The sequence below is a fragment of the Hymenobacter jejuensis genome, from assembly GCF_006337165.1.
Taxonomy (GTDB): Bacteria; Bacteroidota; Bacteroidia; order Cytophagales; family Hymenobacteraceae; genus Hymenobacter; species Hymenobacter jejuensis.
The window spans coordinates 4,649,229-4,665,397 of record NZ_CP040896.1; the positions used below are offsets into that span (position 1 = coordinate 4,649,229).

The 16,169-nt window shown below is 54.6% G+C and carries 14 protein-coding genes; 8 read left to right on the forward strand and 6 right to left on the reverse strand.

Going from position 1 to position 16,169, the window contains the following annotated elements:
* Positions 1–97 precede the first annotated feature (97 nt).
* The 6 genes from FHG12_RS19145 to lepA all read right to left on the reverse strand — a co-directional run bounded on the left by FHG12_RS19145 (position 98) and on the right by lepA (position 6,539).
* The gene (locus FHG12_RS19145; RefSeq protein ID WP_139517317.1) at positions 98–472 is read right to left on the reverse strand and encodes a hypothetical protein; all 375 of its coding nucleotides are present in this window, start codon (positions 470–472) and stop codon (positions 98–100) included.
* A 301-nt stretch (positions 473–773) separates the two neighbouring features.
* The gene (locus FHG12_RS19150; RefSeq protein WP_230471197.1) at positions 774–2,729 is read right to left on the reverse strand and encodes an OmpA family protein; all 1,956 of its coding nucleotides are present in this window, start codon (positions 2,727–2,729) and stop codon (positions 774–776) included.
* A gap of 11 nt (positions 2,730–2,740) precedes the next feature.
* Positions 2,741–3,361 carry a 7-carboxy-7-deazaguanine synthase QueE gene (locus tag FHG12_RS19155; protein WP_139517921.1) on the reverse strand — a complete coding sequence of 207 codons (621 nt, stop codon included), beginning with the start codon at positions 3,359–3,361 and terminating at the stop codon, positions 2,741–2,743.
* 174 nt (positions 3,362–3,535) lie between these two features.
* Positions 3,536–4,450 carry a bifunctional 5,10-methylenetetrahydrofolate dehydrogenase/5,10-methenyltetrahydrofolate cyclohydrolase gene (locus FHG12_RS19160; RefSeq protein ID WP_139517318.1) on the reverse strand — a complete coding sequence of 305 codons (915 nt, stop codon included), beginning with the start codon at positions 4,448–4,450 and terminating at the stop codon, positions 3,536–3,538.
* A gap of 10 nt (positions 4,451–4,460) precedes the next feature.
* Entirely contained in the window at positions 4,461–4,640 is a 180-nt protein-coding gene (locus FHG12_RS19165; RefSeq protein ID WP_139517319.1) for a hypothetical protein, read from the reverse strand.
* Positions 4,641–4,751: 111 nt separating this feature from the next.
* The gene (gene lepA / locus FHG12_RS19170) at positions 4,752–6,539 is read right to left on the reverse strand and encodes a translation elongation factor 4 (RefSeq protein WP_139517320.1); all 1,788 of its coding nucleotides are present in this window, start codon (positions 6,537–6,539) and stop codon (positions 4,752–4,754) included.
* A gap of 354 nt (positions 6,540–6,893) precedes the next feature.
* On the opposite strand from lepA, the gene FHG12_RS19175 reads away from it, so the two are divergent.
* The 8 genes from FHG12_RS19175 (at position 6,894) to FHG12_RS19210 (ending at position 16,137) form a co-directional block, all read left to right on the forward strand.
* Entirely contained in the window at positions 6,894–7,301 is a 408-nt protein-coding gene (locus FHG12_RS19175; RefSeq protein ID WP_139517321.1) for a GlcG/HbpS family heme-binding protein, read from the forward strand.
* 121 nt (positions 7,302–7,422) lie between these two features.
* Positions 7,423–7,776, forward strand: a complete 354-nt coding sequence (locus FHG12_RS19180) for a hypothetical protein (RefSeq protein ID WP_139517322.1) — start codon at positions 7,423–7,425, stop codon at positions 7,774–7,776.
* Between the two features lie 96 nt (positions 7,777–7,872).
* Entirely contained in the window at positions 7,873–8,472 is a 600-nt protein-coding gene (locus FHG12_RS19185; RefSeq protein ID WP_230471198.1) for a Uma2 family endonuclease, read from the forward strand.
* 29 nt (positions 8,473–8,501) lie between these two features.
* A complete protein-coding gene (locus FHG12_RS19190; protein WP_139517323.1) occupies positions 8,502–8,870 on the forward strand; it encodes an SMI1/KNR4 family protein in 369 nt (122 codons plus the stop codon).
* A gap of 74 nt (positions 8,871–8,944) precedes the next feature.
* Positions 8,945–12,415: a methylmalonyl-CoA mutase family protein gene (locus FHG12_RS19195; protein ID WP_139517324.1), complete on the forward strand. Its 3,471-nt coding sequence runs from the start codon at positions 8,945–8,947 to the stop codon at positions 12,413–12,415.
* A gap of 350 nt (positions 12,416–12,765) precedes the next feature.
* On the forward strand, positions 12,766–13,713 hold the full coding sequence (locus FHG12_RS19200; RefSeq protein WP_165699459.1) for a DUF3667 domain-containing protein: 948 nt from the start codon (positions 12,766–12,768) through the stop codon (positions 13,711–13,713).
* 333 nt (positions 13,714–14,046) lie between these two features.
* Entirely contained in the window at positions 14,047–14,823 is a 777-nt protein-coding gene (locus FHG12_RS19205; RefSeq protein WP_139517326.1) for a DUF1349 domain-containing protein, read from the forward strand.
* Positions 14,824–14,958: 135 nt separating this feature from the next.
* Positions 14,959–16,137, forward strand: a complete 1,179-nt coding sequence (locus FHG12_RS19210; protein WP_139517327.1) for an MFS transporter — start codon at positions 14,959–14,961, stop codon at positions 16,135–16,137.
* Positions 16,138–16,169: the final 32 nt, after the last annotated feature.

Consider the following 16,169-nt stretch of genomic DNA (forward strand, 5'->3'; position numbering starts at 1 on the left):
GCCAGATAAATTAGCTTCATCCAGCGATCAGGAGCCGTTAGAAAATTTCACGTTGCGTAGAAGCTTGAGTTTCTGCGCAACGTGAAATTTTCTAAGACTATTTTATGGCGCTACTCAACGCCATCTGGCTGTTGCGCAGTTGCTGGTAAGCCATGAGCTGCGTAGGCCGCAACAAAACAGTAGTCTCTTGCTGGTAGCGTCCTTGAGCGGTAGCCAATTGCTGATCCAGGACAGCTGGGTCGGCGGCGTAACGTGACTTCAACTCGTCCATTTCCATCAGCATCCGCATGTTAACCTGCTTCAGCTTGACGTACTGGCCCTCGTCCAAGTGCATCTTATCAGCCATGGCGCGCGTGAGGGTAACGGCGCGGGCTTGAATGGTGGTAGGAACCTCGGGTTCCGTTTCGGCGTGCGCAACGACAGTCGCCTGCAAGCTCAGAAAGAGACTAGCCAGAATGTAAATTTTTTTCATACTACAAAACGGTGGAGGAAGCTTGAAAAGTTAAAAACTCGGTTTTTGAATGTGCTAAGAATGCATTTGGACTAAGTCCGTCTGCCTTCTATCACTATCGCTAGTGAATGCTCAAACATAACACTTTATTTTAACAAAAAAAGGATTTTTTATAACTATTTACCAGTAAAAATTGAACAATAGCAGTATAATTGTCTGATTACCATAATGATATTAGTGATACAAAGAAGAAATACTACAATATAAAAAAGCCCAGCTTTAATTGGGCTGGGCTTAGAATAAGACAGAAAATAGAATTCTCTCAGAGGATTCGAAATTCAATGCGGCGGTTCTGCTGCCGATGCGCGTCTGAATCGTTTGCGGTTAACGGTTTGGTCTCACCGTATCCTTTGTAGCGTAAGCGGGCCGCGGCTACCCCATGGCTCACTAAGTAATCATACACCGAGCGCGCCCGGTTCTGCGACAACACAATATTGTCAGCGTCGGCGCCTACGTCGTCGGTGTGGCCCGAAATCTCCACTTGCACGTCTTTGTACTGCTGCATAAACTGAATAAGGCGATTCAGCTCCGTGCGGGATTTCGGCTTCAAGGTGTACTGCTTGGTATCGAAAAACAGGTTATTGAGCACAATACTGCGCCCGGCGCGCATGGGCTCCAAATAAATATCTAACGTAAGCGGGTCGAACGTACGCTTGTCGGTGTAGTCGAAGCTCAAGCTCTTCATGAGATACTTGTCGGCAGCGGCGTACATGGCGTATTGCCGTCCTTCGTTGAGCACAACCGTATAGTCGCCGTTTTCTGGGTCGGAGGTTACGTATTGCGTAAGCTCGTCAGTGCCCAGGTCGTAGAGCTGCACATCGGCCTGAATGGGCTTTTTGGTTTGGGCATCGTACACCCGGCCTTGGGTGTAGGTACTGGTTTCGCGGGCGCGAACTTCTGGTGGCACCTCAAACCCAAACAGCTCGACGGGTCGGTCCCGTTCTGCTTTAACGCCCGGCTCTGAGGCCCGCGAGCGCGAACAAAATCCGCGACGGTTGTCGGAAGTGATGAAAAGCGAGGCTTCGTTTTCAAAAGTATTGAGCGGATAGCCTAGGTTTTGGGGCTCACTCCAATTCTTGCTGGGTTGCATTTCGCACCGATACACGTCAAGCCCACCCATACCGACTAACCCGTCGGTGACATAGTAAAGCGTGGTGCCGCTGGCGTGGATAAAAGGCGCCATGTCTTTGCCGGATGTGTTCACCGGAGCGCCCAAGTTGCGGGCCGGGCTCCAGGTGCCATCGGCCTGAAGGGTGGTGACGTAAATATCTTCCTGCCCCTTTCCTCCACGTCGGGTCGAGGTAAAGTAAAGCGTACGACCGTCGGCCGAGAGCGTAGGCTGCGAATCCCACTCCACAGAGTTCACATTGCGACCTAGGTTTTGGGGATTGCTCCAAGTATTACCCGTGCGCCGTGAAATATATAAGTCACAGCTACCCAATGAGTTAGGGCGATTACAGGAAGTAAAGACCAGCGTTTTGCCATCCCCTGAAATCGAGCCTGCGCCTTCGTTGTAGGGTGAATTAATGATGGGAGAAATCGAAGCCGGCGTGCCCATCGAACCATCTTTGTTCTGCCGGGCGACCATAATGTTCTCGTCGGCAGAATCATCAGGACTGGCTTTGGCTGTGAAAATCAGGAACTGATTGTCTGCCGTGAGCGCTGGGAAGTATTGGTAATAGAAGGTGTTAAGTGGCCCGCCCAAACGTACGGGGGTGATTCCCACGGGTTTCGCCATCGCGCTCAGCGCAAAAGTGCAGTTCTCAAGCTGGCGCTGGGCCCGAACGGTGCTGCGTTGCGCTTTGGAGGCCGTTTTGAGGTATTTCTTGTAGCTGTCAGCAGCCACTTGGTACTCCCCGAAGCTCATCGCCAATTCGCCTAGCGTGTAATAATCGTTGGAGCGAGCCGGGTTGAACGACATTTTTGCCAAGCCATCGCGGTAGGCTTCGAAGGCCGGCTTGTTTTCGCCCATTGCCTTCAGCAGCGACCCCTTCAGCACATACGGCTCCCCTAGCGAGGGAAACTTTTGATTGAGCAAGTCCAGCGTTTCGATTGCCTTGTTGAAGTCACGGCCCTTCGCCTGCGACTGGGCTTTTTCCCACAGATTGCGGGCTTTGGAGTTGGTAGTTGACAATTGCGTTTGCGCCATCGCCTGAGAAGCAGATAACGCACCGAACGCAAGTAACAGCCATACCGGAATGGGTAGCAAACAACGCATAGGGCGGGAAGCTACGGAATATCAAGATACTTGTGCGTCTGCAAGGATACCTGCCAACGCGGATTTTGCTTGACGTAATCCACGATCAGGGGCGTCATTTGGGCGGCGCGGCCCCACTCGGGTTGCAGGTACAGGCGGCAATCCGAACTAACCTGCGCAGCGTGTTCCTCAGCCCAAGCAAAGTCGCTTTTGTTGAATATGACCACCTTTAATTCGTGAGCCTGACGCAGCACATCGGACAAGGGGGCCTTGAACTTCTTGGGTGACAAGCAGATCCAGTCCCACTGTCCTGAAAGCGGATGCGCCCCAGAAGTTTCAAGCCACGTTTGGCAGCCAGCCTCGTGCAAAGCGTGCGTAAGCGAGGTCAAGTCGTGCATGAGAGGCTCGCCCCCGGTAATCACTACGTTGCGACCCGGATAGGATGTAGCAGCCTCCACGATCTCGGGGATGGCAACGCGCGGGTGCTGGTCGGCGTCCCACGACTCCTTGACGTCGCACCAGTGGCAACCGACGTCACAGCCACCTAAACGCACAAAATAGGCAGCCCGGCCGGTGTTATAGCCTTCGCCTTGAATGGTATAAAACTGCTCCATGAGGGGCAGTGCAAGCGCCCCTGTCCCGGAGGAAAGCATGGGCGTCGACGTTACGGGAAGTTCGTGCAGCAAAGCAAAAAATAAACAGATGTGCCGAATCGAAAGTAAAGCAACTGCCAACTAACCGCAGCAAGTTCCCTTACTGCCGGTTAGCCTTTACAAAGTAGCACAAAATCAGGCTAGTTGAAAGCCTAGAAACAAAAAAATAGGACTCTACCGGGGATACACTTCGCCTTTTGCTGCCCGCAACGTATTGAGCAGCAGCATAGCAATGGTCATGGGTCCGACTCCACCTGGCACCGGAGTAATGTAGGAAGTTTTAGGAGCCACTTCGGCAAAATTCACGTCGCCCTTCAAAGTAAAGCCCGACTTTTTGGAAGCATCCTCTACTCGCGTAGTGCCCACATCAATCACTACTGCACCGGGGCTTACCATATCGGCCGTCACAAACTCGGGCCGGCCTAGCGCGGCCACCACGATATCAGCTGTACGGGTGATTTCGGCCAGGTTACGCGTACGGGAGTGGCATAAGGTAACGGTACAGTTACCAGGCTCTAAGTTCTTGGCTAACAGAATGCTAACCGGAGTACCCACGATGTTGCTACGCCCGATCACTACGCAATGACGACCATTGGTTTCGATGCCATAGCGGCTGAGCAGCTCCACGATTCCGGAAGGCGTAGCAGGCAGCAAAGCCGGCAGACCCGCTACCATTCGCCCAATGTTCATCGGGTGGAAACCGTCCACGTCTTTCTCCGGCCGAATCGTTTCGATGACTTTTTCGGAAGAGATATGGGCCGGCAGCGGCAACTGCACAATAAAGCCGTCGATGCCTGGGTCGTGGTTAAGCTCCTCTACTTTCGCCAGCAATTCCGCTTCGGTAACGTCGTCTTCGTAGCGAATCAGCGTTGACTCGAATCCCACGCGCTCACAGGCCAGGACCTTGTTGCGCACGTAGGTTTCGGAGCCGCCGTCGTGCCCAACAAGAATAGCCGCCAAGTGCGGCACTTTCTTTCCAGCCGCTTTCAGCTGCGCTACCTCAGCAGCGATTTCAACCTTAATATCTTCAGCCGTTTTCTTGCCGTCGATGAGCTGGTAGGTAGTCGAAACTTCGGGAGTAGTGGTCATGCGTGTTGCTTTATACTTGGTCCGTTTTATGTTTGGCTTCGTGGGAAGTAATAGCAGCGGCACCTTCAGCCAGAATGGCTTTTTCCATCTCCGGCCAATCATCGCGCCACCGAAACTTGCGCTCTTGTCCCTTGCGTATCTTTTCTAGCTGTGCTTCGCTCGTACAGTTCTTGGTGAGTTCTTTGGACATGTGTTGGGAATAATCATACGCTGCCCTTTCAAGAATTGTATGAGGTGAAAAGAAAATTTGAATCAGAAACAAGCATAAAAAAACGCGCCCTTGAGAGGCGCGTTTCTGACTTTAGTCAATTTTAAGAACGGCTAAAAAGGCTTCCTGCGGGATTTCGACGGAGCCTACTTGGCGCATCCGCTTTTTGCCTTCTTTCTGCTTTTCGAGCAGCTTCCGCTTCCGCGAAATGTCGCCGCCGTAGCACTTGGCAATAACGTTTTTGCGCAAAGCTTTCACCGTTTCGCGAGCAATGATCTTCTGGCCGATAGAGGCTTGGATGGCGATGTCGAACATCTGGCGGGGCAGCAACTCGCGCAGCTTTTCGCACAGACGCCGGCCCCAGTCATAGCTCTTGGAGCGGTGCACAATGGCCGAAAGTGCATCCACCTTCTCGCCATTGAGCATCACGTCAAGCTTCACCATATCCGACTCGCGGAAGCCGATCAGCTCGTAGTCGAGCGAAGCGTAGCCGCGGCTGATGGTCTTGAGCTTGTCGAAGAAGTCGAACACAATTTCCGACAGCGGCAGCTCGAACGTCAGCTCCACCCGCTCGGAAGTCAGATAGCTTTGGTTCTTAATGATGCCGCGCTTGTCCATGCACAGCGTGATGATGGCTCCCACGTATTCCGATGCCGTGATGATCTGGGCCTTGATGAAAGGCTCCTCGATGTATTTCATCAGGTTCGGCTCCGGCATTTCCGAAGGCGCATTCACGATCAGCTGCTGGTCTTTGTTGCCAATAGCGTGGAACTGCACCGAGGGCACCGTCGTGATCACGGTCATGTTGAACTCGCGCTCTAGGCGCTCCTGCACAATTTCCATGTGCAGCATGCCCAGAAAACCGCAACGGAAGCCAAAGCCAAGAGCAGCCGACGTTTCGGGCTCCCACACCAAAGCAGCGTCGTTGAGCTGGAGTTTTTCCATGGCCCCGCGCAGCTCTTCGTATTCGCTGGTTTCAACCGGATAAATGCCGGCAAATACCATGGGTTTTACATCCTCGAAGCCGTGAATGGCTTCGGCCGTGGGGTTGAGTACGTGCGTGATCGTGTCGCCGACTTTTACCTCGCGGGCTTCCTTGATGCCCGAAATCAGGTAGCCTACGTTGCCCGCCGCCATCTCGGGGCGGGGCTCCTGGTTGAGGCCCAGAATGCCGATTTCGTCGGCGCCGTATTCCTTGCCGGTTGCCATGAAGCGCAGCTTATCGCCTTTGCGCATGGTGCCGTTCTTGATGCGGAAAAGCACTTCGATGCCGCGGTATGAATTAAATACCGAATCGAAAATCAGGGCCTGCAACGGCGCATTAGGGTCGCCTTTGGGTGCCGGAATCCGGTCGCAGATAGCGTCCAAGATTTCCTTGATGCCAATGCCAGCCTTGCCCGAAGCCGGAATAATTTCTTCGCGGTCGCAGCCAATGAGGTCCACAATCTCGTCCGAAACTTCCTCCGGCATGGAGTGCGGCAAATCGATCTTGTTGAGAACCGGGATAATGGTCAGGTCCGAGCCAATGGCTAGGTAAAGATTGCTAATTGTCTGAGCTTCAATACCTTGTGAAGAATCCACAATCAGCAAAGCGCCTTCGCAGGCGGCAATAGAGCGGGATACTTCGTAGCTAAAATCGACGTGGCCGGGCGTATCAATCAGGTTGAGCGTGTACTGCTCGCCCTTGTACTGATACTGCATCTGGATGGCGTGGCTCTTGATGGTGATGCCCCGCTCGCGCTCCAGGTCCATGTTGTCGAGCAACTGGGCTTGCATGTCGCGCTTCGCCACCGTGCTGGTAAATTCCAGCAGGCGGTCGGCGAGGGTGCTCTTGCCGTGATCTATATGAGCAATGATGCAGAAATTGCGAATGTTCTTCACTAGTGGGCTATTTTCCAACTGCAAAGGTAGGCAAAACGGGCTGGAAATGCTAAGCAGACCCGCCGAAGCACTGGCTCAGAAGGTATGCAACCCCAGCTTCAAGACAAGGCCGATTCCCGGCTAACCCGGTTACTTTTTCTAGTAGTTGCCGCGCTGTATTATGCTGGTTACGCCGAAAAAACCGACCACTACCCGGAAAATTCCGTTGTTGAGAAGGTCCGCTTTCCTAATAAAGCAGCAGGGCTGCATCACTTAAAAATCAGTGTTATTTTACAAGTAATTGGCTGTCAATTATTTATAAAACAATGCTTTCGTAGCTTACTTCTGACCATTCTTTTTAAAACTACAACCAACATGGGTATCACTCTCGAACAAGCACAAACCGCCATTCAGGCTGCTCACCAAAAAGCCCTCGACATGGGCGTCAAGATGAATATTGCCGTTGTGGATGCCGGCGCCAACCTCACGGCTTTCGTTCGGATGGACGACGCGTGGCTGGGCTCGGTGGATATCGCCATCCGGAAAGCCAAAACCGCCCGCTTCTTCGATATGCCTACCGGCGATTTGGGCAAGGCGTCGCAACCCGGCGGCTCGCTCTACAACATCGAGCACTCCAACGGCGGCCTGATCACCTTTCCCGGCGGCCTGCCGATTAAAGACAGCACCGGCCGCATAGTCGGAGCCATTGGCGTATCGGGCAGCACCGTCGAAGACGACTACGCGGTGGCGCAGGCCGGCGTAGAGGCCATTTCGGGACTGTAACGCGCAAGTTTGGTTTGTCAAGATTGACGGGGCCCGACGCCCTAGCTGGACTTTAACCTCCTGCATCACAGTGCGTAGGCAAAGCTGCCGTTCTTTCCTATTCACCTAAACTCTTCCTGCCATGAGCGTACAACTGAATCCCGATGCCGTCGCGTTTGCCAAAAAGCTGATTGCCGACGGCAAACTGAAAAACGACCAAGGCCATTGGGGCCAGCACAACCCTGATTCGAGCGCCGAAAACAAGTTTTTGGACAAGCACGAAATTGCCGAGTATGGCCAGTGGCACCTCGGCCTCGACAAAAGCAAGGGCGAAGACACCAAAGGCCGCTACCATTTTCCCTACGGCGACTTCAAAACCGTACACCGCGACGGCCTGATTGCCGCCAAGGAGCGCGCCGCTCAGCAAGGCTACTCCGACATTGAAAAGGCCGCCGACGAGCTTTTGCAAGCGCTGGAAAAGAAGGCCGCGAAGTAAATCACCAAGGCTTTAAACGCCACAGCTAGGCAGCTTTCGAGCCGCCCGGCTGTGGCGTTTTTGCGTATCTTGAAGCAGGTATTTCCTTTTGTGCTTATGCGCCCTACAATCACCGAAGACGTTATTACGCTCCGCAGCCCGGTGTTAGCGAAGATGTCGGACGACGAGTTTTTCGACTTCTGCCAGCTTAACTCTGATCTGCGCATTGAGCGCACCGCTAACCGCGAAATCTTAATTATGTCGCCCACCGGCAGCCGCTCCGGCAAACGCAATGCTCGCCTCAATGGGCAGCTTTATACATGGTTTATTACAGCTAAAACAGGCGAAATATTCGACTCGAACACTGGCTTCACCCTCCCCGATGGCTCCATGCTGTCGCCGGATGCTTCGTGGGTTTCGGCCGCCAAATGGAATGCGCTTACCACAGAGCAGCAGGACAAATTTGCGCCGGTATGCCCGGAGTTCGTGGTTGAGCTAAAGTCCGCTTCTGATTCCATAAAAACATTGCAAGCCAAAATGCTCGACTGGCTGCGCAACGGCGCGCAACTTGCGTGGCTTCTCGTACCCGAAACGGAAACCGCATTCATATACCGCTTAGGCCAGCCAGAGCCCGAAGTGGTGCAAGGATTTGATAATGAGCTTACCGGGGAGAACATACTACCAGGATTTCGGCTGCGGCTGGCAGAGCTGAGGTAATTGCCACAGAGAATACCTCCAAAAAGCATATGGATGAATCCCTTCCAACTCCCCAGGCCGTTTCTCATTTTGTAGAAGCGATAGATTTCAAATTACCAGTTTGGCACCTTACATTATTGAGCGAGAACTACGAGCAAGAATTTGATCTCGCAGACGGAAAATACCTGCACTTGTGGCCCTTAGCTGATCTTATAGAAGCAAACCAAGATTATCAAGCGGACGAAAACTATCCAGGTTTCTTCCTTATAGGCACTTATGGAGGAGGGGAAGCTTGTGCAATCGAAAAAGAAACAGGCAAGATTTACACAGTGCCTTTTATTGGCGACATACCGGAAGATGCCGTACTGGTAGGGAATACATTAGACGACTTAATAAAATACTTACACCAACCTTGGTAATAAAAGCCCCGCTCCACCCCGCCGGGGCTTTTTTCGTACCTTAGCCCTCCTATTTTCACCCCACCCACTCCGCTATGCAAGTAGCTCCTGTAGCTCCCTACAAACCCCAAAACCACATTCGCATCGTGACAGCGGCGGCGCTGTTCGACGGTCACGATGCAGCCATCAACATCATGCGCCGCGTGATCCAGAGCAGCGGCGCCGAAGTTATTCACCTGGGCCACAACCGCTCGGTGCAGGAAATTGTCGATTGCGCTATTCAGGAAGATGCGCAAGCCATTGCCATTACCTCGTACCAAGGTGGTCATAACGAGTACTTTAAGTACATGCATGACCTGCTCAACGAGCGCGGCGCCGGCCACGTGCGCATCTTTGGCGGCGGCGGCGGCGTGATTCTGCCCACCGAAATTGCCGAGTTGCAAGCCTACGGCATTGAGCGCCTGTATTCGCCCGACGACGGCCGCGCCATGGGCCTACAGGGCATGATCAACGACTTGCTTGCGCGCTGCGATTTCCCAACGGGCCAAAACCTAAACGGCGAAGCCGGGCACCTCAAGGAGAAAGATGCCCGCAGCATTGGCCGCCTGATTTCGGCCGCCGAAAACTTCCCCCAGGAGTTTGAGCGCGTCAAGAACCAACTCGTAGCCGATTTTCAGGAGCGCGAAAGCAATGATTCACAACTACTTGACAATCAACAAAATACGCATAGAGCCCCGATTTTAGGAATTACGGGCACCGGCGGCGCCGGCAAGTCAAGCTTGGTGGACGAGTTGGTGCGCCGTTTCCTGAATGACTTCCCCGACAAGACGATCGCCATTATTTCCGTCGATCCGTCGAAGCGCAAAACCGGCGGCGCCCTGCTCGGCGACCGCATCCGGATGAACGCCATCAACTCGCCACGGGTGTACATGCGCTCGCTGGCCACGCGCCAAAGCAATCTCGCCCTGAGCCGCTACGTGCAGGACGCAGTGGATGTGGTGCGTGCGGCCCAGTTCGACCTGATCATCCTGGAAACCAGCGGTATTGGTCAATCAGACACTGAGATTATCGAGCACTCCGACGCGAGCCTGTACGTGATGACGCCCGAGTACGGCGCGGCCACGCAACTCGAAAAGATCGACATGCTCGATTTTGCCGATGTCATTGCCCTCAACAAGTTCGACAAGCGCGGTGCTCTCGATGCCCTGCGCGACGTACGCAAGCAGTACCAGCGCAACCACCAGCTCTGGGACAAGCCCCTGGACGAGATGCCCGTGTATGGCACCATCGCCTCGCAGTTCAACGACCCAGGCATGAACCGCCTGTATCGGGCTGTGATTGAGGTCATTAGCCAAAAGACAGGCATCGCTTTCGCTTCGCACCTCGAAACGACTAAGGAGGATTCGGAGAAGATTTACATCATTCCGCCTCACCGCACGCGTTACCTTTCCGAAATCGCCGAAACCAATCGCCAATATGACCAATGGGTTCAGAAACAGTCCGAAGTGGCCCAGCAGCTTTTCGGACTCGACCAAAGTATCGCCGCCGTCCGCAGCCTCGAAACCGGAGGATCTAACGGAAGCAGCGGGAGCCGCAGCGATCAACCAGACGCCGGATCAATCGTGGCCGGCCTGGAGAAAGCATTCCAGGAAATCAAGCTCCGGCTGGACGGCCAGAACTGGAAGCTCCTGGAAACCTGGCCGCAAAAGGTAAAAGCCTACCGCGATCCGGAGTTCATCTTTAAGGTGCGCGACAAGGAAATTCGCATCAAGACGCACACCGAAAGTCTTTCGCACCTCCAGATTCCGAAGGTGTCGCTGCCGCGCTACACGGCCTGGGGCGACCTTTTGAAATGGCAGTTGCAGGAAAACGTGCCCGGCGAGTTTCCGTACACGGCCGGCGTGTTTCCATTTAAGCGCGAAGGCGAAGACCCAACCCGCATGTTTGCGGGCGAAGGTGGCCCTGAGCGCACCAACCGCCGCTTCCACTACGTATCGGCAGGCTTGCCAGCCAAGCGCCTGAGCACGGCCTTCGACTCGGTGACGCTCTACGGCGAAGACCCCGACATGCGGCCCGACATCTACGGCAAAATCGGCAATTCCGGCGTGAGCATCGCTTGCCTCGACGACGCCAAGAAGCTGTATTCCGGCTTCAACCTCGCCGACCCCATGACGTCGGTTTCGATGACCATCAACGGGCCCGCCGCGACGCTGGCAGCTTTCTTCATGAACGCGGCCATCGACCAGCAATGCGAGTTGTATATAAAGCAACACGGACTGGAAGCCGAGGTTGATGCCAAGATCACTGAGATTTATCAGGCAAAAGGCACGGCCCGCCCCCACTACCAGGGCGAGCTACCCACCGGCAACGACGGCCTCGGCTTGATGCTGCTCGGCGTTACCGGCGATCAGGTACTGCCTGCCGATGTGTACCAGCAGATCAAAGCCCGCACGCTTTCGCAAGTGCGCGGCACGGTGCAGGCTGACATCCTGAAGGAAGATCAGGCGCAGAACACCTGCATATTCTCCACGGAATTTGCCTTGCGCCTCATGGGCGACGTGCAGGAATACTTCATCAAGGAGAAGGTTCGCAACTTCTATTCGGTCTCGATTTCGGGTTACCACATTGCCGAGGCCGGCGCCAACCCGCTCACACAGCTCGCGCTTACGCTGAGCAACGGCTTTACGTTTGTGGAATACTACGTCAGTCGCGGCATGGACGTGAACGACTTCGCGCCCAACCTGTCCTTCTTCTTCTCCAACGGCATCGACCCCGAATACTCGGTGATAGGCCGGGTGGCGCGCCGCATTTGGGCCAAGGCCATGAAGCTGAAGTACGGCGCCAACGCCCGCTCGCAGATGTTGAAGTACCACATCCAGACCTCAGGCCGCTCGCTGCACGCCCAGGAAATCGACTTCAACGACATTCGCACGACGTTGCAGGCGCTCTACGCCATCTACGACAACTGCAACTCGTTGCATACCAACGCCTACGACGAAGCCATCACGACGCCCACTGAGGAGTCGGTGCGCCGGGCGATGGCTATTCAGCTGATTATCAACCGTGAGCTGGGCTTGGCCAAAAACGAGAATCCGCTGCAAGGCTCCTTCATTATCGAAGAGCTGACGGACTTGGTGGAAGAGGCTGTGTTACTGGAGTTTGACCGCATCACGGAGCGCGGCGGCGTGCTGGGCGCCATGGAAACCATGTACCAGCGCGGCAAGATTCAGGAGGAAAGCCTGCACTACGAGATGCTGAAGCACACTGGCGAGTACCCCATCATCGGCGTGAACACGTTCCTGTCGTCGAAGGGCTCTCCCACTATCATTCCGGCCGAGGTTATCCGGGCCACGGAGGAGGAAAAACAGTATCAGATTACGATGCTCGGCAACCTTCACGCCCGCAACGCAGCCGAAGCTCCGCAGCGCCTGAAGCACTTGCAGCAAGTAGCCGTAGCAAATGGCAACTTATTCGAGGAGCTGATGGAAACGGTAAAGTTCTGCTCGCTTGGGCAGATTACGAATGCGCTGTTTGAGGTAGGTGGGCAGTATAGAAGGAATATGTAGCCTTTTTAAACTTAGCTACTAAAAAGCGTGCTCTTTCAATGAAGGAGCACGCTTTTTACATTTCTGGTGCTGTCAAATGCCGTCCCAAAGCAAACTATTGCTTGTGCGGCGTTCTAAGTGGGGGCCATTTGGAAGCTCTGATGTGGGAAATATGCTACGGAGATTTAAATGCAGTGGCCGGGTGCTTAATTTGTCGCACTCTATCTCCTTCTAAACTTCTCTCCGCAATGGCGCACTCCGCCTACAAACTTCCAGCCTGTGCTAACTGTGAATACCCCTTTAAGGCCGCAGAGAATTTTTGTCCCGACTGCGGCCAGCAAAACCACCCGCTTGACCTTTCTTTCGGGCACGTGGCCGAAGAAGTGCTGGAAGGCGTGTTCCACTTCGATGGCAAGGTATTCCGCACGCTGCGCCTGCTGCTGTTTGCGCCGGGGTCGCTGACGCTGCGGTTTTGGCAAGGCAAGCGCGTGGCTTATGTGCCGCCCGTGCGCCTGTATGTGTTCATCAGCTTTCTGTTTTTCCTGCTGCTTTCGCTGGCGCTACATGCCCCGGAACATGGCGCAACGCGCACACTGGGCGAGCGACTACGACAAACCAGCATTCAGTTTCGGGCCGATTCCATCCGCTTGGCGGGCAAAATGCCCACCGCCGATTCAGCCCGCATTAAGCTATTGCTCCGCAAAAGCAGGCACGTTGCGGTGCTCAACGGCATTGTGAACTCAGACGTGAACAGCGACACCGTGGAGTACCGCCGGTGGAACGGCGTGCTCTACACCCCGCAGGAATGGCGAGAGTTGCCGGACTATTCGTCAGCCCAGTTCGACGATGTGCTCCGCCGCCACGGCCAGGAGCCTTCGGTGCTGTCGCGCTTTGTGCTGCGGCAAGGCTACCGGGTTATGCAGTCATCGGAACAGGAACTTTCTCACCAGTTCGTGCGCGGTATATCATTAATGATGTTCGTGCTTATGCCGGTGTTTGCGCTCCTGCTCAAACTGCTCTACATACGGCGGAAGCAATACTACCTTGCCCACTTGATGTTCGCTATTCACGTGCACTGCTTCGCCTTTCTACTGTTTTCCGTGAACATGGCCCTCAGCCTGTTTGCCCACATGCCTGCCAAGTCCATCTTGGTAGTGTTGCTCATCGTGGCCCTTTACTTGGTCTTGGCATTGCATAAGGCCTACCAACAGAACTGGCTGAAAACCGCAGTGAAATTTGCTTTTTTGCTAGGGCTCTATAGCCTTGTCATTGCTGTTGGGTTGGTAGGCGCGCTGGGCTTAAGCATGGTATTGGTTTAAGCCTCAGCCAATCTCCTCCCAAAAGCTGACACGAGTTACCCCAACTGGCGCGAGTTTAGCGCAGTGTAACTCATGACCAGCTTTGGGTGGAGTTTATGCCTCTACTGCCGCGCAAGCGACGATTCAGAACTATGCCGCTTCGAGAAGTTTGGGCGGCGTTTTCGTTTCAGCAAGAGGCGAAAGACTTTAGTTTAGGCAGCATAAGCCTACACTGTTACCTTGTCGCTCAACCAGAACTGAGTACTTACTCAGCATTGTAGACCAAGTATTATATAATGCATTTATTATCAATACACTACATCCTTTCACCTATCTTATTGTCATCTAGCGCACATGAAACAAAAGCTTCCTTTTTGTCAGGTGGTACTAGCAACGCTCCTGCTTGGGAGTTGCTCTGAAAACAAAACGCAGGGTGAGTCGGCAACGAACGACAGGTCCGCTCCGGCGGCCTCCCAGGCTAGCGCCGGCGACTCTGCACGGGTGAGTGGCAAGCCTTGCGACATCAAGCTGGGTAACATCCATTTTACCAAGGCCATCAACGGTGCCGATACCTTGACGAAGGTTGATCAACAGGGGCGCATGGCATTTCGGGTCGGCGCGAAGAAAGACTTTTTCTGTGATCCCAACGACGGCAAACTGTCGAACAACACGGCGCCCATCCTGCTGGCGAAAGTGGACAACACCAAGCCCTTTACGCTGGTAGCCAAAGTGATTCCCGGCTTTACGCCCAAAGGGCTTTACAATGCCGGCGTACTCTACATCTACGTAAACGATACGTTCTGGCAAAAGCACTGCTTCGAGCAGGACGAGCGCGGCAACCACCGGATTGTGACGGTGCGCACCCAGGGCACTTCCGACGACAACAACCACGACGTGGTGAAAAGCCCGTGGGCGTACATGAAAATCTCGTCGGATACGCGCACGGTGGCTAGCTACTATTCGCTGGATAATAAAACCTGGCAACTGGTACGGCTCTACAAAAACAACTACCCCGCCGAAATCTGGATGGGGGTTAGTGCGCAGTGCCCCGTTGATACGGGTACGGTAAGCCATTTTGAGCAGATAAGCCTGACGCAAAACAGCGTTGCTGATTTTCGGATGGGGAAATAGCCCCTTGATCTGCCGGGGTTAATAAAAATACAAATACTTGATAACCTGATAGTTATAAACGTTTAAAAACTCATTATTCATAATACTCAGCCATTCACCCAAGCACAAGCCATGCACCGGGTCATCTCTCCCACCATGTCCAGAATTTTACCGGTCATTGTGCTGGCCCAGTTCTTTTGCACCTCGCTCTGGTTTGCGGGCAATGCCATTGCGGCGGAATTGGCGGCGGCGTTGCAGCAGCCGTCCACGTTTGTGGCGCACCTGACCAGCGCTGTGCAATTGGGATTTATCACTGGTACGCTGGTTTTTGCCCTGCTCACCATTGCCGATCGCTTTTCCCCTTCGCGGGTATTCTTCCTCAGCGCCCTGGCGGCGGCCCTATGCAATCTGGGCATCAACCTGGGCAGCCTGGAAGCGGGCAACTTGCTCGCCTTCCGGTTTCTGACTGGTTTTTTCCTGGCCGGCATTTATCCCGTGGGCATGAAAATCGCCGCCGATTACGTGCAGGCAGGCCTGGGCAAATGGCTGGGCTTCCTGGTGGGCGCGCTGGTTGTGGGCACGGCTTTTCCGCACTTGCTCAAGAGCGTCACGGCGCAGCTGCCGTGGCACTACGTGACGCTCACCACCTCGGGGCTGGCGGTGCTGGGCGGCGTGGCCATGCTGCTGCTTGTGCCGGATGGGCCTTACCGCAAAAAAGGTCAACGGTTGCAGCTTACGGCCTTTGCGGCGGGGTTCCGGCAGCCGAGCTTCCGGGCCGCGGCATTCGGGTACTTCGGCCACATGTGGGAGCTTTACACCTTCTGGGCTTTCCTGCCTCTGATCCTGACCACCTACAACCACGCGCACCCCAACGCCGAGCTGCCGGTGTCCCTGTTGTCGTTTTTGCTGATCGGGGCCGGCGGCTTGGCCTGCGTGAGCAGCGGGCTGCTCTCGCGGGTGGTGCCCCCGCGCAAGGTAGCCACGACGGCGCTGGCCTTGTCGGGCACGTGCTGCCTGCTCTCGCCGCTGGTGCTGCGCAGCAATTCGGCGGCCCTGCTCCTATGTTTTCTGTTTTTTTGGGGGCTGATGGTGGTCGCCGATTCTCCCTTGTTCTCCACCTTGGTGGCCCAAAGCGCGCCGGAAACATCGCGTGGCACTGCCCTGACCATCGTGAACTGCCTGGGTTTTGCGATTACCATTGTTAGCATAGAAGTTACGCGGTGGCTCTCCAGCTACGTAAATACGCATGATCTCTTTTTCATGCTCGCTTTGGGGCCAGCACTGGGGGTGCTGGCCCAGCTAGGCAGCCGCCAAGCAGAAGCGGTGGCATCGTAGTGGCCGTGGTGATGCATCCAGAGAAGCAAAAT